Raw genomic sequence first — 23,350 nt, 5'->3', positions numbered from 1 at the left:
GTGTTAATTATGATATATATCCCTTATACTAGAAAATGATATATTTTTTAATAGGAGGCACATCGATGAGTCGCGTACTTTATAGCATGATGGAATGGATTACACGCTTTGCATATATTAATTTACTCTGGATCTTTTTTACGTTAGTAGGTGGCTTTCTTCTAGGCTTATTCCCTTCAACTGTCGCCATGTTTGCTGTTGTTCGGCAGTGGTTAAGAGGAAGTACTGATTTGCCTGTTTTTAAATCATTCTGGCAGTACTACAAGAAAGAGTTCTTAAAGAGCAACCTGCTTGGGATCTTTATTTATCTCATTTCAATTATATTCATATTTAATGTATTTTTCCTTCATGCTAATATTGGAGAATTATTAACATGGACTTCAGCACCGTTGCTAGCTGGCTTACTTTTATTCATAATGATTTTCATCTATACGTTCCCAATCTATGTTCATTATGATTTAAAGGTATTTCAAATCTTTAAAAATGCATTTTTGACTTTACTTGTCACACCAATTCATATGTTTTGTATTCTCATTTCCCTTATTGCCTTTTATATTATCGTTACTGTTGTTCCAGCATTGGGAATCATTTTTGGCGCTAGCTTTTATAGTTTTATTGCAATGTGGTTTTCATTACATGCTTTTGAAAAGATTCGTCAAAAACAAAAGGCGTAAATCCCCACCCGTCTTTTCACGAAGAAGGGTGGTTCTTTTACCCTTTCACCGCACTTGAAGAAATTCCTTCAACAATTTTATTACTAAAGAATAAGAATGCAACGATAATTGGTAGCACACTAATGACGAGTGTAGCACCTATGGCTCCCCAATCTGTCATGTACTGACCAACAAAATTATTAATTCCCACTGTCAATGTTCTATAACGGTCTGAACTAATAAATGTATTAACGAATACGAATTCATTCCAATTGTAAATCATATTAATGATCGCCGTTGTCGCAAGCACTGGTGATGTAATCGGTAAAATGATTCTAAAGAATAGTTTGTGCAGAGATGCGCCATCAATAATTGCCGCTTCTTCAATTTCTTTAGGAATAGTATAGTAAAAGCCAAGTAAAATCATCATCGTGATTGGTAAGTTATATGCTGTATACGTAATGACAATAGATAAAGGATTATCGATTAACCCTACTCCTAAAAACATACTAAATAACGGAATTAAGGCAGAATGAATTGGGATCATCAAACCTACCATAAATAATCCTAAAACTAGTTTATTTAACTTCCAAGACATTCGAGTAATAACAAAAACAGCCATACTTGCAAATAGCAATGTTAAGAAGATCGATACGCCTGTAATCCAAATACTGTTCCAAAAGTAGTTACCTATTCCACCTTCCCAAACAGTTAAATAGTTTTGCCATTTAATTTGTTCAGGAAGTGCAAATGGTGAACCTGCGAATATTTCTCTATTATCCTTTAAGGAGAAAAGGAATAACCATACGATAGGGAAAATTTGAAATAATGCTACAAAACCTAAACATACATAAAGGAATATATATCCTATACGCCCCATTAAGTTAACCTCCCTTTAATATTGAATCTCATCTTTGTCAGCTGTCAGCTTGCGGATAATAATCGTAACAATCAATGTTATAAGAAGTAACATGAAACCTACTGCACTTCCGTAACCAAAGTTGTAATTTCCAAATGCAAGCTTATACATGTAGGAGGCCATTACTTCACTAGCTCCATTTGGGCCACCACCAGTCATGACATAAATTAAATCGAAATATTTAAGGGATCCTACTATCGCGAGTACTATCGTCACTTTTACGATCCCCATAATTAATGGCAATTTAATTTTGTAAGCTATTTGGATCGGTGACGCTCCGTCAATACGAGCCGCCTCCATAATTGACTCTGGAATTCCTTTTAAGGCAGCATAATAAATCAAAATGTAAAAACCTGCATATTGCCACAAAATCGGTATGAAAATGGAATATAGAACAATGTTTGTATCAGCAAGCCATAGTGGTGGATTTTGTACTCCTAAATATCCTAGAATCGTATTTAACATTCCATTTGAAGGGTTATATATTTTAATCCACAATTGCGCAATAGCTACTGATGATAAAAGCATCGGGATCAAATATATTTTTCGTAGAAGATTAGCACCTTTAATCTTAGAAGCTAGTATCATAGAAACTGCCAAATAGATAGCGAGACTTAGCGTTGAAAAAAGAGCTAATAGAAATGAATGAGTCGCACTTTGCCAAAACTTATCGTCTTGAATGACCCTCAAATAGTTTTCTAAACCGATGAACTCCATTGCGCCAATGCCATCCCACTTCATCAGCCCATAATATCCAGTCAAGATTAATGGGATAAAAATAAGAACACTAACTAAAAATAACGCTGGAAAAACATATAAAGTAATAAACCACTTATTCGACATTACTTTGTTCATGCTACTCAACCCCATATTAAGAGAATGGAAAAGGAGAATCCGTAAAGGATTCATCCTTTTCGAAGATTACGTTGATGATTCGCTTTTCTTCAACATCAATTATTCAGCTGAAAGAGCTTCTTCGTGCTGCTTAGCAAACTCTTCAGGTGTAATAGACAATCCAAAAAGTGCTTGAATTAAATCTAAGTGAGTATCAGCTACCGATGCACTCATTTGTACGTCAGCATAAAGAGTTAAGTTTGTAGCATCTTCTAAATCTTGTAATACTTCTACATACATATCAGGTAAATCAAGTCCCTCACCGTCAACAATAGTGGCTGGAATAACCCCAGCTTCACTAACAGATCTTTCGCCCCACTCTCTTACAAAGTAAGCTGCGAATTCTTTTGCTTCATCTTTAACGTCAGAGTCTTCCGCTACGAATAGACCAACACCCGGTCCACCGACAAAGCTATTTCTATCTCCTGAACCATCAACTGTAGGGAACTTAAAGTATCCTACGTTGTCTCTAAACTCCTGTGGTACATCTTCATTTGTTGTATAGTTTGGTAGGTCCCAAGTTGCAATCATATACATTGCAGCCTGGTCATTCATGAACATACTTTTCGCTTCTTCATCAGCCAATCCATTGAAACCGCTTGCAAAAGAGTCAGCTTCCACCATTTCCTGTACTTTAGCTGCCGCTTCAACTAATGCAGGGTCTTCAAAAGAACCAGATCGATCAATTGCATTTGTTAGTACATCACTTCCACCGATTCTATCAGCAAAATACATGTACCACATTGATCCAGTCCAACGATCTCTATTTCCTAGTGCGATCGGTTCTACATTGTTTTCATTTAACGTTGCTATTACTTGCTCAAGCTCGTCGTAAGTAGAAGGAGCTTCTAAACCGTACTCACCAAAAATTGCTTTATTATAATAAACATAAACTGTGTTTAATTCTAAAGGTAGTCCATATGTGTTTCCGTCTTTTTCATAAGCTTCTAGCGTACCTGCAACAAACTCATCTCTTAATCCGTCTTCAAGTAAGTCGTCTAACGGTGTGAACTTATTTCCATCAACAAATGGATCTAAGTATCCTGCTGCCCAAGTCATACCGACATCAGGTAGTTCATTCGTTGCAGATAAAACAGTAATTTGGTCTTTATACTGTTCATTACTTAATACTGACAAATCAATCGTCACATTATTTTCTGCTTCGTAATCTGCAATAATTTCATTTACGATACGATGATGTTCTGCAGAACTTCCTTGTGGCCATAAATGCATAAAACTAATAGTCTTTGAATCTCCTGAATCTCCACTAGCTCCGTTTGAATCCCCTTCTGTACTAGAGTCGTCAGAACACCCAGCAATAACTACTGCACTTGCCATTAGCGCAACCAAAGATGTAATCGCTTTCTTCTTAAACATAATGAAACCCCCTTTATTTTTTGGAAAAGTTAGACATTGCTAACTTCAAAATTAGAATATCATGTAAAACATTGTTTGTCTAGTGGATAAACTAAGTGTATAATAAAAATATGAGTTGCATTACTGGTACAAAAGGAAGCGCTTGCATTATTTTTTTCTTTTAATCTACAATGTATGGATATTTTCTTTTTACTTTGTTACTCTATGTAAAACTAGAAAGAAAGAGTGGCGGCGCAAACGATGAAAATGACAGAAACGTTCAATCAACATGTAGTAAAAAGGCGGAACAAGTCCCTAATCCTACACTCTATTAAGGAATTATCACCTGTTTCACGAGCTGACCTCGCTAGTAAAACAGGACTTAATAAAGGGACAGTCTCTTCCCTTGTCAACGAATTGCTTGAAGAACAACTAATCCTAGAATCAGGTCCTGGCGTCTCAAGCGGTGGTAGAAGACCAGTGATGCTTTTATTCAACCAATCAGCTGGGTATTCGATTGGGATTGACATTGGGGTCAATTACATTTTAGCTACACTAACTGACCTACAGGGAAGTATATGTAATGAAAAGCTAGTGAAGGTGAAAAAATTAACCTTCTCAGAAACAACTAGCATGCTTTTTCAAGTCATTGATGAATTGATTGAGAGCATGCCTAGTAGCGCGTATGGCGTAGTTGGCATAGGGGTTGGAGTTCCAGGTACTGTTAGCACCTCTGGTAAAATCTTACTTGCTCCAAATTTAAAGTGGAAGGATATTGACTTGAAGGGTGTAATAGAAGAAAAGTATAAAGTACCTGTGCAAATTGAAAACGAAGCAAATGCGGGTGCATATGGTGAGAAGAAATTTGGTGCAGGAAAAGAGTTTCATAACATCGTCTATATTAGTGGAGGAATCGGGATTGGTGTAGGTCTCATCCTTAACGGAAAGCTGTTTAAGGGCCATAATGGGCTTTCTGGTGAGCTCGGTCATATGACTATTAATATAGATGGACCAGAATGCAACTGTGGTAACAAAGGCTGTTGGGAGCTATATGCTTCTGAACAAGCACTGATCAAAATGGCCGATGAAAGTCGTATTTTCGATGATGGTGATGTAACTTTGGAACAACTCGTTAAGCTTGCAGAAGAAGGTAATGAAAAGACGATTGCTATTATTGAAAAACTTGCAGATTATCTTGTCGTAGGTATGAACAATATTATCAACACATTTAATCCTGAACAAATTATTATCGGTAACCGATTAGCAGCACTACAACATTGGCTTGAAGAGAAACTAAAGAATCAACTGAGTAAACAAGTAATGACAGCTCATCAAAAAGATTTAGAACTTCATTTTTCATTATTAGAAAAGCGCTCTGCAGCTTTAGGTGTTTCTGCCTTCTCTACTGAGAAATTTTTAGCGACAAACATAGCAGAAGGATAACATAAAAAATAATTAGAGGTGATTACTAATGGCAAAGATTCAAAATCCCATTTTAACAGGCTTTAATCCAGATCCAAGTATTTGTCGTGCAGGAGAAGATTATTATATTGCTGTTTCTACATTTGAATGGTTTCCTGGCGTAGGTATTTATCACTCTAAGGATTTAAAAAATTGGCGTCTCGTTTCAAGACCTTTAAATCGCCTAAGTCAATTAAATATGATGGGTAACCCTGACTCAGGCGGAATTTGGGCTCCAGCACTATCGTACAGTGACGGGAAATTCTGGCTTATTTATACAGATGTAAAGGTTACTGAAGGGCAATGGAAGGATAGTCATAACTACCTTGTCACTTGTGATACGATTGACGGTGAGTGGTCAGAACCAATTTATATGAATTCCTCTGGCTTTGATCCATCCTTGTTCCATAACGATGATGGAAAAAAATATTTTGTGAATATGGTTTGGGACCATCGCGTTTCCCACCACAATTTTTACGGTATTGTTCTTCAAGAGTACAGCGTGGAGGAAAAAAAGCTTATAGGAAAAAAAGAAGTTATATTTACTGGCACAGATATAAAACTAACTGAAGCGCCTCACTTATATAAAGTAAATGGATATTATTACTTGCTTACAGCTGAAGGTGGTACAAAATATGACCACCAAGCGACAATCGCGCGTTCTAAAGACCTATGGGGGCCATATGAAGTACACCCAGAGAACCCGCTAATTACATCATTTCCATACCCAAGAAATCCGTTACAAAAAGCAGGTCACGCGTCTATTGTAGAAACACATACGAACGAATGGTTTCTTGTCCATTTAACTGGGCGCCCTTTACCTAAAGAAGGTCATGCCCTTCTCGATCCACGAGGTTACTGTCCACTCGGAAGGGAAACAGCTATTCAACGTTTAGAGTGGAAAGATGATTGGCCATATGTTGTGGGCGGTAATCAACCAGCAGCCGAAATTGAGGGACCAGCAATTGATGAAGTAACTTGGGAGAAGGATGTTCCTGAAAAAGATGATTTCGATGGAGAAAACTTAAATCTCCACTTCCAAACATTACGTATTCCTCTTGGAGAAGAAATCGTATCACTTAAAGATAAACCTGGCCATTTAAGAATACATGGTAGGGAATCATTAACATCTAAATTTACACAAGCATATGTAGCAAGACGCTGGCAGCACTTTAATTTCACCGCTGAAACGAAGGTAGCCTTTCAGCCTGAAACATTCCAACAAGCAGCAGGTCTAGTAAACTATTACAATACTCAAAACTGGACAGCACTTCAAGTAACATGGCATGAGGAAAAAGGTAGAATTCTTGATTTAACGACATGTGACAACTTTACATTTGACCAACCATTGAAAGGTAAAGAAATTGTTGTTCCTGACCATACGGAGTATGTATATATGAGAGTCGATGTTACTACAAACACGTATCGCTATTCCTATTCCTTTGACGGAAATGAATGGGTGGAGATTGATATAGACTTTTATTCATACAAACTATCAGATGACTACATCCAAGGTGGCGGATTCTTTACTGGCGCATTTGTTGGTATGCAATGTCAAGACACTTCAGGAGCTAGCTTACCTGCTGACTTTGACTACTTTGTGTATAAGGAAAAATAATGTTGACTCAAATGGAGCTTTTTACCTTTTGATGACAATGTGCAGTATCGCTGAAATCACAATTAAAGAGGTTGACACAAAAGGTCGATTTTTTACCTTTTGTGTCAACCTCTAAGCATCGCGTGTAGGGATGCCAAGACTTTCTATAACTTAAGCATCTATCTTTGTTAAGATAATGAGCTTAAGTTTTTTCTTATTCTACTAAAAAACGAAAAACCGTTTCCGTGCGATACTCCTCATCCTTATTTAACACGATAGTCGGAAAGTGTTCATGGTGTACTGCATCTGGATGATGCTGTGTTTCAAGACAAACACCTATATGTTTTTTCGATGTTACACCTCTCATGTTTAAGTCGTCTGACATCCAATTTGAAGTATATAGAACGACAGCAGGCTCATCTGTTTCGACTATTAGCTTTCTCCCGCTCTCATTATCAACTAAACATATTTCTTCATTATGGTTTTCACTCAAAATAAATGGATGATCGTACCCTCCACCAACGAGCGTAATTTGTGGATGCTCTGAGTCAACACCGTCTTTAAATTGTTTCCCTTCTCTAAAATCAAAAGGGGTATTAGCTACATCTAACAACTTCCCAGTAGGTATCGCCCCATCACCCAATTGAACAAATTGGTCACTTTTGAGTGTTAACTCATGTGACAAAATATCATTTTTCACATTACCACTTAAATTAAAATAAGAATGATTCGTTAAATTCACGAGTGTCTTTTTGTCTGTTGTTGCATAATAAGAAATAACTAGTTCATTTTTGTTATTTAAGCTATACGTTATTTTTACTTTTAAATTACCTGGAAAACCCGCTGCTCCATCTGGACTTTCGTGAGTAAATGTCACCTTGACTTCTTCTGGCCCTTCTTCTGTAGATGCCTTCCAAACAACCTTGTCAAATCCTGCATTACCGTTGTCTCCACCATGTAGGTTATTTTCACCATCATTTTTCAATAGGTGATACGTATTGCCGTCTAATTCAAATTGTGCACCAGCAATCCGTCCAGCGACTCGTCCGACTGCGGATCCAAAAAACGGGGATGACGTAATATATTCATCTAAAGAATCAAACCCTAAAACAACATTTTCTACTGTACCACTTTTATCTGGAACATTGATTTCCGTAATGATACAACCATAATTAATACAAGTTACTTCCATTCCATTATCATTCTTTAATAAAAAAGAAGTAACTGTTTCTCCCTCTAATTTTCCATATAACTGCTCTGTTATTTTCATTGTTACCTCCCTGGCTTTATTCAAATTCTATATACATTTATTTTAATGCTTCTTTCATCGTATTCACAACGTTTTCAACTGTAAATCCATACTCTTGTAATATTTCGTTTGCTGGTGCAGATGCACCAAATTGATCAATCGAGATGACTTTCCCTTCGTTTCCTACATATTCCTTCCAACCGAGAGAAGACCCCATTTCAATAGCTACTCTTGCTTTTACATTTGGAGGAAGCACTTTATTTTTATATGCAGTATTTTGTTTTTCAAATAAATCCCAACTAGGCATGCTGACGACAGACACATTGACACCTTCTTCCTCCAATTTTCTTTGCGCTGCTACTGCTAACTGTACTTCTGAACCGGTTGCGATTAAAACTCCTTCAGTATTACCTTTTGCTTCAGAAATAATATACGCCCCTCTTTTCACACCATCATACGCTTCTTCAACTGATTTTGTATGTGTCATTAAATCTTGTCTACTTAATACGAGCAGCGTTGGTCTATTCGTACTTTCAAGTGCAAGCTTCCATGCAGCAACAGACTCATTTCCATCAGCAGGGCGAATAACAGTGATACCTGGCATCGCGCGGAAGGATGCAAGCTGTTCAACAGGCTCATGCGTCGGACCATCTTCCCCAACAGCAACGCTATCGTGAGTAAAGACGTAGGTTACTGGCAACTTCATTAATGCAGACAACCTCACTGCCGGTCGCAAATAGTCAGAAAAGACAAAGAAGGTTGCTCCAAAAGGTTTAACTCCACCGTGCAATGCCATACCATTTATCATTGCAGCCATTGCAAACTCTCGTACACCGAACCACACATTGCGACCGCTATAATCTTGACTAGAAAAATTAGCTTCGCCCTTTAGCATCGTTTTATTTGATGATGCAAGATCGGCTGAGCCACCAATAATAGCAGGAATATTTGCTGCAAATGCATTTATTGCCTCACCACTAGACGAACGAGTAGCTACTTTATCCCCTTCTTTATATGAAGGTAACTGATTATCCCAGCCAACGGGTAATTTCCCATTTATCGCTTCTGTTAATTTAATTCCTAACTCCGGAAAGCGCTGTTCATAACGGGCTACGAGTTGATTCCAGCTTTCCTCTAACTCTTTTCCATTTTCTATTACTTTAGCAAATAGTTGTGCAACCTCACTTGGCACATAAAACTCTTCGTGATGCGTCCAATCATAACTTTCCTTTGTAAGCTTCACCTCATCCTTTCCAAGAGGCGCACCGTGAGAGGCTGATTTGCCCGCTTTATTTGGAGAACCATATCCTATCGTCGTTTTTACTTCTATTATTGATGGACGTTCATCTTCCTTAGCATGCTGAATTGCTTTATTTATCTCATGAAGATTATTTCCATCTTCGACTCTAATATAATGCCAGTTATATGCTTTAAAACGGTCTTCCACACTTTCTGAGAACGCTAAATGTAAGTCACCATCTAAGGAAATATCGTTTGAATCGTAAAGGACAATAAGTCGACCTAACTTTAAGTGACCGGCCAAGGAGGCTGCCTCTGCACTTACCCCCTCCATTAAGTCGCCATCTCCGCAAATACTATATGTATAATGATCAATAATATTAAAATCCTCTCTATTGAATTTAGCCGCTAAATGTCTCTCTGTCATTGCCATTCCTACCGCCATCGCAAACCCTTGTCCTAACGGCCCTGTTGTTGCATCAACACCAGAAGTGTGTCCATACTCTGGGTGCCCTGGGGTGTTACTTCCCCATTGTCGGAAATTTTTTAAATCATCCATTGTTACGTCATAACCTGATAAGTGAAGAAGGCTATATAATAGCATTGAGCCATGCCCTGCAGACAAAACAAAACGATCTCTATTAAACCAGCTTGGATTTTTAGGATTATGCTTCATTTGTTCTGCAAATAGAGCAAAGCCCATTGGTGCTGCTCCCATCGGCAATCCAGGGTGACCTGAATTCGCTTTTTCAATCCCATCGATTGAAAGTGTTCTAATTGTGTTAATCGCTTGCTGCTTTACTGTTAATTGTTCCGTTGACATTGTTACCACTCCTCTATTTTTTTTTGATATGATTCGTTGCTTTTGATTGTCTCTTCAATTAGGCTTGTCAGTTGTAAGGTTTTTAGCTAACGCTGTTTTCGCAAACATCTATCCCTTTTCTACTAAATCAAGATTCTTTAACACATATTTTTGATTTCATTTCAAAAAATGCACTGAAACAATTAAGTATTCAGTGCATTTTTGATGTTTATATAGTTATTATTTTTGAGCAAATGTTTCTAATAAATATTTGTTTATTGTTGCCTTTAACAACTCTTGTCTTCCAGACTTATTGTTAATTTCAGTTAAACTTAGCGCGTGCTTCTCTAATTTGTGGAAGTCTGTCTTGCCTTCAACAATATCTAGGCCTATTCCTTCTGTGTAGCTTTTGTAGCGATCAGCTACGAAGTCATCTAATACTTTATCCTCAATTAAGCGTTGTGCTACTTTTGTACCGATTGCAAAAGCATCCATACCAGCGATATGCGCGTGGAATAAGTCGTCTGTATCAAAAGAAGGTCGTCTTACCTTCGCATCGAAGTTTAAGCCTCCACTACCAAGTCCATCATTTTTCAATATTTCATACATTGCTAATGTTGTAGAATATAGATCAGTCGGGAACTCATCTGTATCCCATCCAAGTAATGTATCACCTTGGTTTGCATCAACAGAGCCTAACATACCATTTACGCGTGCTGTTCTTAGCTCGTGCTCGAAAGTATGGCCAGCTAAAGTTGCATGGTTTGCCTCAATATTAAATTTAAACGTATCTTGCAGATCATATTTTTGTAAAAACGCTAAGCCTGTTGCAACATCAAAATCATATTGGTGCTTTGTTGGCTCTTTTGGCTTTGGTTCAATTAAAAATTGTGCATCAAAACCAATTTCTTTCGCATAATCTTTTGCCATATGGAAAAAGCGTGCTAGATTATCTAGTTCAAGACCCATATCTGTATTTAGGAGCGTTTCATATCCTTCACGTCCACCCCAAAATACATAGTTTTCCGCACCAAGCTCTTTACCAACTTCTAAGCCTTTTTTTACTTTTGCAGCAGCATAAGCGAAGATGTCAGCGTTAGGTGCCGTTGCAGCACCGTGTAACCAACGCGGATGTGTAAACATATTAGCAGTATTCCAAAGCAACTTTACTTTGCTTGTTTTCAGATAGTCTTTTATCATTGCAACAATTTCATCAATGTTTTTCAGCGTCTCACTTAAAGAATCAGATTCAGGAGCAACATCAATATCATGGAAGCAGAAGAAAGGAACATCTAGCTTTTCAAAAAATTCAAACGATGCTTCTACACGTGCTTTTGCAAGGTCCATTCCAGATAAGTGGTTGTATGGTCTAACTGCTGTCCCAGCTCCGAATGGATCCGTTCCTTCCCCTGTAAATGTGTGCCAATAAGACACTGCAAAACGAAGAAGCTCTTCCATTGATTTTCCGTTAATTTTTTCTTCAGGATTATAATATTTATAAGCGAATGGATTGCTAGATTGAGAACCTTCAAACTTTACTTGCTGAACATTTTTAAAATAACTCATTACAATTCCCCCCACAATTAATTTTAGTAACCGTTTTCATGGTTGTATTATAACACTATCAACTTAGTTTGTCTATTGAACATACTAAGTTTTTGTTAATTTATTTTTTAAACTTCGATGTATTTTAGAGCCCTTCTATACGTACACGAATTGCGATGATACTGCGAGTCTCCTGCAATAGCAGAAGACTTCGCTATTATATGAACACGTAGAACACCTCATATGATTAAACGAGAAAACGAGCTAAATTATTGCACGTAATACGGTTTATATTAATGAGTTTGCACTTCAAAATAATTTGCAGCATTGTTATAGCTAATATTTTGAATCATCTCACCTAATAGTTTATAATCTCGTGGTGCTTCACCACTTTCAATCCATTTACCAACCATTTCACACAGTACCCTTCGGAAGTACTCATGGCGTGTATAGGATAAAAAGCTGCGGGAGTCGGTCAACATACCAATAAAAGTACTAAGCACCCCTGTATTAGCTAAGTCTGTCATCTGCCTTATCATGCCGTCTTTATGGTCGTTATACCACCAACCTGCTCCAAATTGGATTTTTCCTTTCATGCTAGCTGAATGGAAATTGCCACAAGCAGATGCAATAACTTCATTGTGATTTGGATTAAGAGAATAAATAATCATTTTTGGTAGTTCACTCGATTTTTCCAATCGGTTTAAAAATGCATTCAACGGTTTTGCCAAAAAGTAGTCATTGATTGAGTCAAATCCCGTATTGGCACCTATGCGTGCAAACATTTTTTCATTATTATCACGTAGTGGACCAATATGTAACTGCATTGCCCACCCTAAAGAATGGTATAACCTCCCTAAAAAAGAAAGTACATATGTTTTAAACTTATATTCTTCAAGCAAGGTTACCTTTTCACCTTGACGAGCGCTCGAAAAAATACTTTCGACTTCTTCCGTGCTGGCATCCTCATATGGTAAGGTTTCTAATCCATGGTCTGATATTCGGCACCCCATTTTATGAAAGTATTGAATCCTTGATTCTAGTGCTTGTAAAAAAGATTGAAAGCTATCAATACGAGTAGAAGTAACGGTGGATAGCTTATCAACATACTCATTGTAGCCTTGCTTCCTAATTTCGTATGCTTGATCTGGTCGAAATGTTGGAAGTACCTTCGTTTTAAAGCGTTCATTTTTCATAATGGCTTGATGATATATAAGATCATCTACTGGATCATCTGTTGTTCCAATCATCTTGACTTGAGATTGCTCGATTATTTTTTGTGCGGAAAGGGCTGCTGTTTGCAATAAGCTATTACAATGCTCCCAAACGATATCACAAGTATCTTCATTCAATAATAAATCTGTATGAAAATAACGTTTTAACTCCATGTGTGTCCATTGATATAGTGGATTTCCAATAATCTGTGGTACCGTTTTTGCCCAAGCTCGAAACTTTTCATAATCACTTGCATTTCCTGTAATGTATTTTTCCTCAACACCAAGTGCCCTCATCACTCTCCATTTATAATGGTCTCCATCTAACCAAATCTCTGTCATATTTCGAAACGTCTTGTTTTCTGCAATTTCTTTTGGACTTAAATGACAATGGTAATCGTAAATGGGCATTTTTTTTGCATAGTCGTGGTAGAGAATTTTTGCAGATTCACTCGTTAACAAATAATTTTCAGTAATAAATCCACCCATTCTTTTACACCCCCGGGTATGCCATGAAGCCACCATCTACTGGCACCGATATACCTGTTACAAATCGTGATGCCTGATCATCCACTAACCACAATAATGTCCCTAATAAATCCTCTGGTTTTCCAAATCGCTTCATCGGTGTGTTTTGTAAGATTTTTTTTGCTCTGTCCGTAAAGGATCCATCTTCATATGTTAGTAAGCTACGGTTTTGGTCGGTAAGAAAGAACCCTGGAGCAATCGCATTAACTCGAATATTAGCAGGGGCCATATGTACTGCTAGCCATTGTGTAAAATTATCAATGCCTGCTTTTGCAGCTCCATAGGCTGGAACCTTTGTCATCGGTGAAGGCGCAGCCATTGAGGATATATTAATAACCGAACCTCCATTTCCATCAACCATTCCCTTCGTGAAAACTTGCGTTGGAATGACCGTACCAATAATATTAAGCTGAAACACATGATTAAACCCCTCATAGCTTAAATCGAAAAATGAAGTTACATTTGGATTAACCGTATCATCTGATGCAAAAACTTCATTTGTTGTCGAGCCTTTCGGATGATTGCCACCGGCACCGTTAATCAATATATTACAAGTTCCAAACTCCTTTGAGACTGTTTTTTCTGCCTTCTTTACACTCTCTTCATCAACAACATCACAACGGATAGCAATGGCAGTGCCACCTGCTTTCCTTATAGTATCTGCGACTTTTTCTCCCTTTTCTAGTGTTCTATTTAGTATTGCGACCTTGACGCCATGTCTTGCAAGTTCCTTTGCCATTTCACTACATAGGACGCCTCCTCCTCCAGTAATAACGGCTACTTTTCCTTTTAAATTTTCATTCAGTGGAATCAAAAACTCCCCTCCAATCTTGAATTTATTCTGTTCAAGCTCTTAAGGTGTTATATAGAGAAAACTTGGCTATAAGACCAAGTTTTCCTTCTACCATTAATAGATTTTTCTATTTTTTTCGTCTTCGATCCCAGACTTTCTATAAAAATACGTATTAATAACATCTCTCCATTCCTTTGCATGCTCTATCTGATGTTGTAGTCGTTCTGATACCCCATTAAAGATAGAGGGGGATATTTTTGCTTCTAAAGAAAGCCAGCTCTTCTTTAGACCAATCGCTTCCTCCACGCCTTCGAAATGTGTATTATAAATATGTTGAATAACCGTATCTCCTGATTTTAATTGATGTGTGTACGGTACGTGATGAAAGAAAAGTAGCAGTTCGTCAGGACAATTATTTAGTGTTTCGTAAAGTTCTTTGTTTTCTTTGAAGTACTGGTTTGTAAAGCCTGTTCCTGTTGCTACTGTCCTGTCAACCCCAATTCCCTTACTATCAGCAAAATGATACGTTCCCCAAACAGAGTATTCATATCCATCTACATTCGGACCGTAATGATGACCCGGATTCACCATCCAGCCGACACCTAATGGTGAAGTGTACTTTTCGTATATATGCCAAGACTGAAGTAGCATATTCGAAACAACTTGGACAACTTGTTCATCGACTCCAAACGTTAACTTGGCCCATTCATCAGTAATCAGCTCAGCAGATAAGTCTGGATTCCAAGCCAATCGCGCATAGCCATACAAGTTCGCTTGTGCTAACGTATGCCCCGTCCAATTATCATCATTACCTACATTAGAAACAGCTGTTATCCCGCAGTGATCATACTTATATTGACTACCGTCAACAATCGATTTAATTGGTGTATTTACACCATTTGCATACGTATCAAAATCTAATATCTCTTTCCACTGTGGAACTAAGTAACACAAGTGTTTTTGTTGCCCCGTATACTCTTGTGTAATTTGTAATTCTAACATTTGATTTGTATTTGGCATTGCCCCAAATAACGGAGACACTGCCTCACGGACTTGGAAATCCATTGGACCATTCTTTATTTGTAAAACGACGTTTTTATGAAACTTACCATCTATTGGCTTAAAGTGATCGTAAGCTGCTCTCGCACGATCAGTAGAACGGTCACGCCAATCTTGCATACAATCGTAAACAAAACATCTCCAAAGCACGATCCCATCAAATGGCGCAAACGCGCCTGCAAGCATGTTCGCTCCGTCTGCGTGTGTCCGGTTATACGTAAACGGTCCTGGACGGTGCTCCGAATCCGCCTTTACTAAAACACCACCAAAATCTGGAATGAAGCGATAAATTTCCTTCGCCTTATCCTTCCACCATTGTCGTACTTCCTCGTTTAACGGATCGGCAGTGTCCATTCCACCAAGAGAAATAGGGGAAGCATAATTAATACTTAGAAAAGTTTTAATTCCGTACATTCTGAATATATTAGCTACCTTTGCAACAGTCGGTAGATACTCAGGCGTAATCAATTTCGTCTCTTGTTCATGTACATTTACATTATTGAAAGCAATTCCATTTATACCTACAGACGCTAATAATCTTGCATAATCTTTTACTCTTTCCCAATCTTTGGTGAATTGATTATTCTCAAAAAAAATAGAAACACCAGCATATCCACGTTCGATACTACCATCCATATTGTCCCATTCATTTAACATACGAAGGCTGTTTTTCGGTTGTTCAACAATATATATATGTTTCAAACTACATTGAGTTTGCATTAATCTTAGTAAATGGAAAACACCATATAGTACACCAATATCTGTTTTCCCGAAAATGATTAATCTATTATTCTTTATAGACTTTATAACGTAACCTTCATCCTCAATTTCTACTTGTACGTTTTCTTCCTTAGCAATACTTTCCTCTATCGTTAACAAAAGCGTAGCTCGTTGATCTTTTGTTTTTAGAACATGTAATGAATGATTTATCATAGAAGAAAGCCCCGCTTGCAGTTCATCTACTGCAGCTAGTATCGTAGCAGTATTTACACTGAAATGGAGGTGTTGCAAACAAGATTGATATTCTTCTAACACTTCTTGATTAGTAATTTGATTATATCGGAGCCACATTTTATATCCTCTGTCCATTAAATAGCCTCCAGTTTCCATCTGTTCAAATCGGATTACCAATTTTTTTATACTTGCATTAACCCTCTCATAATACGAAGCTTTATATCCCCTGTTAATGCTAAATTTAGAAAAATGCATAACGCCTGAAGCTAGAAAGCTCCCCCAAGGTGCAAAAAACTATTAATTATTACCTTATTAAAAACGAGTAATGTTCCAATAAGCACCCTTTGGTTTTCCTGCTTCATCAAATACGAACGGCCAATTGCGTCGTCCCTTCACAGGAAAGTCATTCAGCCATGTATATGCGTCACTTATCCCCCAAAATGTGACACTTGTTATAACCTGGCGATACTCCCTAAATAAGTTAAAAAATTGTTCGTATCGCTTTTCTTGTAACTCTAACATGGAAGCTGTAGGTTCAGTTACGTTTTTTCTTTTATCATTCCATTCAAATACAGATACATCCATCTCTGTCACTTGAATTTGCAAGCCTAGTGATGCATACCTTTCTATAGCAGCACGTATGTCGTCAATTTTTGGTTCTGCAATATTCCAATGCGCCTGCAGCCCGATCCCATGGATAGGTACATCCTTTTCTTTTAATGACTTGACTAAACGATAAATTTTTTCCCTCTTTTCAGGCGAAGATTCATTATAGTCGTTATAAAAAAGCGATGCGTCTGGGTCAACCAAATGTGCTTTTTCAAACGCCTTTGCAATAAAATCTTCCCCTACTATTTCAAGCCACTTCGATTTTCGTAAATACTCGGTCGCGTCATCAGAGATCGCTTCATTGACTACATCCCAGCTCTCTATTTTTCCTTTGTATCTACCAACAACAGCTAATATGTGCGCTTCCATCCTATTTAGAAGCATATCGCGATTCACTAATTTGCCATCTGGATGAGCAAACACCCAATCTGGTGTTTGATTATGCCAAACGAGTGTATGTCCGCGAACCTTCATCCCATTTGCTTCGGCAAACGAAATCATACGATCTGTTTCCTCAAAGGTGAATACCCCTTCTTCTCGTTGAAGATTTTCGAACTTCATTTCATTTTCAGCTGTTAAACTATTAAAATGCTTTTCTAGTAAATGCTTGTTAGATTCGATAGTGTACTTATTCACTGCTGCTCCAATATTAAAATAGTCCCTATAAACACCACAAAGAGAAGGTATTGTTTCTTCTAGCTTTTGCTTCATAGTAATTCCTCCAAACTGTTATCCTTTTACACCACCTAAAGTTAATCCTTTAACGAAGTACTTTTGTAAAAATGGATATACACAAATAATAGGAACACTTACTATTATTGTGATTGCAGCACGTACTGACGTTGGCGTTACTATTTCCTGCATTTGTCCAGGTGCATTGGCAAATGCGTCAGCAGCACTTCTTGTTGTCAGTGATGCATTTGAGCTCTGTAATACTTTCATCAGTTCGTATTGCAGGGTGCTTAAATGTTGCTGAGAAGAGTTATATAAAAACACATCAAACCACTGATTCCATTGGAAAACAGCAACAAATAGTGAGACGGTTGCAATTACCGGCAAACAAAGAGGTAAAGCAATTCTGAAAAATTGTGTAAACTCGCCTGCACCATCCATTCGAGCAGACTCAAATATTGTTTCTGGTAATCCTTCAATAAAAGAGCGCACGACAATTAAATTAAATACACCGATAAGTCCTGGTATAATGTAAATCCAGAAAGTGCCGATTAAGTGTAGCTCTCTCATCAATAGATAAGTCGGTATAAGTCCACCATTTAAATACATTGTTAATACAAATGCGATTGTGACAAATCTCCGTAATACGAAATATTGACGACTTATCGTATAGGCAACCATCGCTGTACAAAACACAGATGTGGCAGTTCCAATCACTGTTCGAAGCACAGAAATTAACCCAGCCTGTAGAAGCTCTGATTGACCGAAAACGTGTTTATAATTAAAGAAAGTAAATTCTCTCGGTAGCAAATAAATGCCTCCCCTTAATGAGTCGGTAGCATCATTTAAGGAAACCGCAAGTGTGTTGACCATCGGATAAAGCATCACTAAACAAAGTAAAAGTAAAAATACTGTATTTAGGGAATCAAATATTAAATCATCTGCTGAACGCCTTCTACCTGCTAATTTAGATAATTTCATGATGTTCCTCCTTTAGAACAATCTAGCTTCGCCCATTTTCTTCGCAATTGCATTTGCAGAGAAAAGGAAAATAAAGCTGACTATTGTTTTAAATATTCCGGCTGCCGTAGCTAAGGAGAAGTTCCCCATCGATATACCGTAACGCAATACGTAAATATCTAGATTTTCTGCAAAGTCTCTATTTTGTGGATTCATTAATAGATATTGCGCTTCAAAGCCTGATTCTAAAATATAACCAAGGTTCATAATTAATAGGATGATGATAACTGGCTTCATACCTGGCAAAGTAATATGCCATATACGCTGCAATCTTGATGCCCCGTCAATTTGTGCGGCCTCATACTGCTGCGTATCGATCATCGCTATAGCAGCTAAGTAAATAATAGAGTTCCACCCTACGTTTTTCCAAACATCAGCGGCACCGATAATACCCCAAAATATCTCTCCAATACCGAGCCATACGATCGGCTCACTAATAATTCGTAAATTAACTAAAACGATATTCACGATACCGTTTTCTAATGATAGTGCATAAGATACTAATCCTGCTGCTACTACCCAAGATAAAAAGTACGGCATATAACTGACTGTCTGTACAACTCTCTTAAACGTCATATTGCGTAGTTCATTTAACAATATGGCTAGTGTTATTGCAGTAATAAACCCTAGTACTAAGTTAATCAAGCTCATCGCAAGTGTATTTCTTAGTACTTCGTAAAATCTAGGTTCAGTAAATAAGAATATAAAGTGTTCAAAACCAGCCCACTCTTGTTCAAATACTGGTCTTGCAGGTCTAAAGTCTTGAAAGGCCATCGTCCAACCATATAAAGGTACATATCTAAAAACGAACAACCATAGCACAAATGGAATACTCATTAAAAGGAGTACTTTTTGTTCCTTGCATTTTTTTATAAAGTTTTTAAAGCCAGTCTTCTTTTTCCTCGGTATAGGACTTTTCGGCGTAACTGGCGTCGGTGTTGGCTGTAACACTGCTCTCCCTCCCTGTTGTAAAGCTTGCGGGTATTTTGAAACATTCAAAAACATGATTATTATAGTTTGTGTTCAAACTGTAGAACCTTTTTAAAAAAGGGAGCTATGACACCCCTCGTATTCGGTTTGTCACAGCCCCTCCTATACTTACTACCTTACTGATTTAATCACTAATCTTCGAGACGAGATTGAACGTATTCTTCAAAGAATGCCTCATATCCATCTACATCAAGACTACGGTAAGCTTCTACAAATGCTTCCCACTCTTCTTCAAATTCCTCTTCGTCGTCAGCTAACACAATTCTAGGATAGTGCCTTTTTAGAAGTTCATCTTGACGCTCCTCAAATATTTGCTCAGGTGATCCTTGTTCAATATTTGCACCCCAAGCTGGATACCAAGGTCTGTCATCAGGCGGAGCAAATAATTCAGAGAACATATTAATACCGTAAGCATCTAAATATTCTCTATCATCATCGTTATAGTCTGCAAGTGCCACTTCAGGCTGTCTTGCAGGCTCGACAGCATTTATTCCATCTGAGAAGGTTCCATTTAAACGAGGCCAATACCATTCGAAATGAGTCATACCGACTTCTTCTCTTTCATCTTGGTTTCTCGTTAAATCTAGCTGTTCTTGTGTACGATAAAATAATCCATCATCGTCGACAGAATAGTGTTCACCTTCAAAGCCCCACATAATAAGCTTTTGATTTTCTTCTTTAATCATGTTATCCCAGTATTGAATAATGCGCTCTGGACTTTCGGCATCTCTACTAATTCCAATACCACGGTTTGCTGTAAAGGATGGCGGATCTAAATATTGATCATACTCAACACCTTCAAATACAACAGGTAATGCCATAAATTCTCTATCCGGGTTCCCGGCATCTCTTAGTGCATTTCGTGCATCACCAAATTGCCAACCGTAGTCGAAGAATCCTAATACTCGACCAGATGATAATTTAGAAATGTACTCATCGTAGTTTGCTACAAATAGCTCCCTATCTAATAAACCTTTATGGTAAATTTCATTCATTTTCCAAAGGAAATCTTTTGCATATTCTGAATCAGCATATACAGATGCTTCATGCGTTTCCATGTCAATCATGACGCCACCATCATTTGGATAGCCAGCTAAGTGATTTGGAATATTCGAGAATGCAAAGAATCTCCAATCGTAAGTGAGACCAGTAAATGGTATTGTTGTCATCCCATCTATCTCTGGATTTTCAGCAGCATATCGTTCAATAACATCAAAGTACTCGTCTAATGTATTTATTTCCGGGAAACCATACTCCTTTAGGATTCCACGTTGAATCCAAAATGCGCCTTGGTCAATATTCGGGTTTGGCTTATATTCATTTATCGTCGCTCCAAATGGAATGTAGTATATATTTCCATCATCCATCGTGAACAAGTCAAGATAGTCACCATACGCTTCAAGTAGGTTCGGACCATGCTCTTCTAGAAGGTCATTTAACGGTATAAAAGCTTCGGCATCTAACAATACATCAATAGCCGAATCTGGAACAATCACATCTGGATAAGATCCACTTGCAACCATTACCCCAATTTTAGTATCAATATCCCCTACTAGATGCTCAATTTTAAAGTTAACACCAGTTTCCTCTTCAAAAATCTTCCCAATACGTGTTTCGTTCGTATCAATATCTCTACGTGAAACCCCTGCATTAAATAATGAGTACGTGATTGGCGTTTTATCAATTTCATCCGCATCATCATCGCCTGTCTCATCAACGTCTGAAGTATCTGGATCATTTGACGAAGCCTCATCATCACTAGAACAAGCAACAAAGGCTAAAAGCAGTAACAGTGACAATAAAATGAATAAATACCTTCTTTTAAACATTTGACAACCCCTCTCATCCTACTTTTTTTTGGCGCTTCCGTATGAAAGCACTTTCATTATAGCGCTTTCATTTGTATATTCAGACCAGTTAAACTATAGTTCACACTTTGAAAAATATAGATATTATGTATTAAGTGAGCATATTCGTAAACTAGAAGAGGGTGAACGAATAGCCACTTCTCCTTCGAACACCCTCTTTTGAGCTTGTACAATTATTTCAGCTAATCCTTTTGAAATGGTAGCTTCATTTCTACTATTGTCCCTTTATGTGATGCACTTTTTATGGAAAACTCGAAGTTATTTTTATAATAGAGTTTCAATCTGTAATAAACATTTTTAATACCAACACTATCTCCCATGCTATCCTCATCTTTTAGATTTTTTAAAATTTTTGCTAACTCTTCCTTTTCGATACCTACACCATCATCTTCAATTTTAAATACAAGTTGTTGATTAATATTTTTTATCACAATTTGTATCTTCCCTTTTTGTTTTTTCAACTCTATGCCATGCATACTTGCGTTTTCTACAAAAGGTAAAAAGATAAGGTTAGGAACAATACATTCATAAGCACTGTCTTCTATCTCTAGCTCATACTCTAATTTGTTACCAAAACGGTATTTTTGAATTTCCAGGAAACTTATAATTAAATCTACTTCTTCACGTACAGAAACCCAATCCTTCCCCCAAGTAAGAGAATTTCTAAAAATACTCGCCATATTTTGAATAATTTGAGCTGTTTCCTTCTCTTCTTTGATTACACTTCGCATACGAATGGTTTCTAAAGCATTAAAAAGAAAATGAGGATTGATTTGACTTTGTAATGCACTTAGCTGTGCTTGCTTTTCTCTTAATTGCGAATCCTTTTTTTCTAAGTTTGCAACATACACTTCATTAATAAGTTTATTAATCGTTTTCGACATTTTATTAAATTCTGTCATTACTTCCCCAATTTCATCTTTATCATCAGCAAACGCTATTAGATCAAACTTTTGCCTTTTCATCATTTTCATATGCTTCAATAGCCTAAGAAGACGCGTATGAATTGATTTTGAGATTAAGATAATAAGCAAGGTAGGTAAAATAATATTAATACTCGCTAATATAACGATAAACTGTCTTGAATTGTACAGCTCTTCTAATATTTCGTTTTCAGAGATTACCCCCACTATTTTCCAATCTTCAAAATAGTTGTGGGGTAAATTACGCTCTTCTAAAAAAATAGTATCCTCTGGCATGTTGACACTATCAAAACCTATTTGTTCTGTTTGCCATTGAATATTTTCATCAGTAGAAAATTCAATCTCATTATTTTCATTTAATAAGTAGATATTTCCTTGTAACGTCACGTTATGAAAGATTTGGTTAATTGTACTCGAATTAATATCTACCCGTATAATTTTTTCCTTCTCGTCTAGGTTTTTATAAAAATCATATTCCCTAAACACACTAAATCTATCGCTGTCCTCTAAAGGGTTTGTTCTAATTACAATTGGATGGTCTACCTCGTTAAGGTACGTATACCACTCTTCCTTTTTTGTCTCATCATTTATTGGACGAACACCGCCAGCATAAATGATATTTTCATTATCCGTATAAAAGGTTATCGACTGAATCGTATAATACATACTGCTATACCTATGAAAATTCCTTAAAAAGACGCCATATGCTTCAACATAGTCCAATGTAGATTCGTAGTCTGCTTCAAAATATTCATATAGACTATAGTCAACGTATAGACGTGAAGTAAGGCCAACAGCTTGATCTACAACATCTGTAAAGTCATTCGTTATTTGGTCTAAGACGAGCTCTACATCATGCATTTTCTGATTTTTTATATTATTGGACGTGACATTAAAAAATACGATATTAGTAATAACAATCGGTAAAAATACACAAAAGATATATAATAACAGCAGCTTATTTCTAAGTTTCATATTATTGAAATTATATTTGGAAGGTAGCAT

General features: G+C 37.1%; 17 protein-coding genes. 3 read left to right on the top strand and 14 right to left on the bottom strand.

All coding sequences use genetic code 11. The annotated features are described in order from the left end of the window. Positions 1-65: 65 nt before the first annotated feature. Positions 66-674, top strand: coding sequence for a YesL family protein (locus BCELL_RS02955; protein WP_013487182.1), 609 nt, complete (start codon positions 66-68; stop codon positions 672-674). Positions 675-711: 37 nt separating this feature from the next. Here BCELL_RS02955 and BCELL_RS02950 read toward each other — a convergent pair whose 3' ends face one another. The 3 genes from BCELL_RS02950 to BCELL_RS02940 all read right to left on the bottom strand — a co-directional run bounded on the left by BCELL_RS02950 (position 712) and on the right by BCELL_RS02940 (position 3,843). Further along, positions 712-1,533 carry a carbohydrate ABC transporter permease gene (locus BCELL_RS02950; RefSeq protein ID WP_013487181.1) on the bottom strand — a complete coding sequence of 274 codons (822 nt, stop codon included), beginning with the start codon at positions 1,531-1,533 and terminating at the stop codon, positions 712-714. Positions 1,534-1,548: 15 nt separating this feature from the next. Further along, positions 1,549-2,427, bottom strand: a complete 879-nt coding sequence (locus BCELL_RS02945) for a carbohydrate ABC transporter permease (protein WP_041808115.1) — start codon at positions 2,425-2,427, stop codon at positions 1,549-1,551. A 99-nt stretch (positions 2,428-2,526) separates the two neighbouring features. Continuing rightward, the gene (locus BCELL_RS02940) at positions 2,527-3,843 is read right to left on the bottom strand and encodes an extracellular solute-binding protein (protein ID WP_013487179.1); all 1,317 of its coding nucleotides are present in this window, start codon (positions 3,841-3,843) and stop codon (positions 2,527-2,529) included. Positions 3,844-4,083: 240 nt separating this feature from the next. Here BCELL_RS02940 and BCELL_RS02935 point away from each other — a divergent pair, with 240 nt between their 5' ends. Together BCELL_RS02935 and BCELL_RS02930 are read left to right on the top strand one after the other, a co-directional pair. Next, positions 4,084-5,265 carry an ROK family protein gene (locus BCELL_RS02935; protein ID WP_013487178.1) on the top strand — a complete coding sequence of 394 codons (1,182 nt, stop codon included), beginning with the start codon at positions 4,084-4,086 and terminating at the stop codon, positions 5,263-5,265. A gap of 28 nt (positions 5,266-5,293) precedes the next feature. After that, complete coding sequence (locus BCELL_RS02930; protein ID WP_013487177.1) at positions 5,294-6,901, top strand: glycoside hydrolase family 43 protein; 1,608 nt, start codon at positions 5,294-5,296, stop codon at positions 6,899-6,901. 193 nt (positions 6,902-7,094) lie between these two features. Here the strand turns inward: BCELL_RS02930 and BCELL_RS02925 are convergent, their stop codons facing one another. The 11 genes from BCELL_RS02925 to BCELL_RS02875 form a co-directional block, all read right to left on the bottom strand. Next, entirely contained in the window at positions 7,095-8,150 is a 1,056-nt protein-coding gene (locus BCELL_RS02925; protein ID WP_013487176.1) for an aldose epimerase family protein, read from the bottom strand. Positions 8,151-8,187: 37 nt separating this feature from the next. After that, on the bottom strand, positions 8,188-10,191 hold the full coding sequence (gene tkt, locus BCELL_RS02920; RefSeq protein ID WP_013487175.1) for a transketolase: 2,004 nt from the start codon (positions 10,189-10,191) through the stop codon (positions 8,188-8,190). A gap of 219 nt (positions 10,192-10,410) precedes the next feature. Then, positions 10,411-11,736, bottom strand: a complete 1,326-nt coding sequence (gene xylA / locus BCELL_RS02915) for a xylose isomerase (RefSeq protein WP_013487174.1) — start codon at positions 11,734-11,736, stop codon at positions 10,411-10,413. Between the two features lie 272 nt (positions 11,737-12,008). Next, positions 12,009-13,418 (bottom strand): glucuronate isomerase, encoded by a 1,410-nt coding sequence (gene uxaC / locus BCELL_RS02910; protein ID WP_013487173.1) that lies wholly within the window; start codon positions 13,416-13,418, stop codon positions 12,009-12,011. 4 nt (positions 13,419-13,422) lie between these two features. Continuing rightward, positions 13,423-14,271, bottom strand: a complete 849-nt coding sequence (locus tag BCELL_RS02905) for an SDR family oxidoreductase (RefSeq protein ID WP_013487172.1) — start codon at positions 14,269-14,271, stop codon at positions 13,423-13,425. 93 nt (positions 14,272-14,364) lie between these two features. Continuing rightward, positions 14,365-16,398: an alpha-glucuronidase family glycosyl hydrolase gene (locus tag BCELL_RS02900; RefSeq protein ID WP_013487171.1), complete on the bottom strand. Its 2,034-nt coding sequence runs from the start codon at positions 16,396-16,398 to the stop codon at positions 14,365-14,367. Between the two features lie 177 nt (positions 16,399-16,575). After that, the gene (locus BCELL_RS02895; protein ID WP_013487170.1) at positions 16,576-17,583 is read right to left on the bottom strand and encodes an endo-1,4-beta-xylanase; all 1,008 of its coding nucleotides are present in this window, start codon (positions 17,581-17,583) and stop codon (positions 16,576-16,578) included. A gap of 18 nt (positions 17,584-17,601) precedes the next feature. Beyond that, positions 17,602-18,525, bottom strand: a complete 924-nt coding sequence (locus tag BCELL_RS02890; protein WP_013487169.1) for a carbohydrate ABC transporter permease — start codon at positions 18,523-18,525, stop codon at positions 17,602-17,604. 12 nt (positions 18,526-18,537) lie between these two features. Beyond that, on the bottom strand, positions 18,538-19,515 hold the full coding sequence (locus BCELL_RS02885) for an ABC transporter permease (protein ID WP_013487168.1): 978 nt from the start codon (positions 19,513-19,515) through the stop codon (positions 18,538-18,540). A gap of 170 nt (positions 19,516-19,685) precedes the next feature. After that, entirely contained in the window at positions 19,686-21,383 is a 1,698-nt protein-coding gene (locus tag BCELL_RS02880; protein ID WP_013487167.1) for an extracellular solute-binding protein, read from the bottom strand. A gap of 221 nt (positions 21,384-21,604) precedes the next feature. Then, on the bottom strand, positions 21,605-23,350 hold the full coding sequence (locus BCELL_RS02875) for a sensor histidine kinase (protein ID WP_013487166.1): 1,746 nt from the start codon (positions 23,348-23,350) through the stop codon (positions 21,605-21,607).

The organism is Evansella cellulosilytica DSM 2522, assembly GCF_000177235.2.
Lineage (GTDB): Bacteria > Bacillota > Bacilli > Bacillales > Salisediminibacteriaceae > Evansella > Evansella cellulosilytica.
This window is presented reverse-complemented; position numbering and strand designations above follow the sequence as displayed.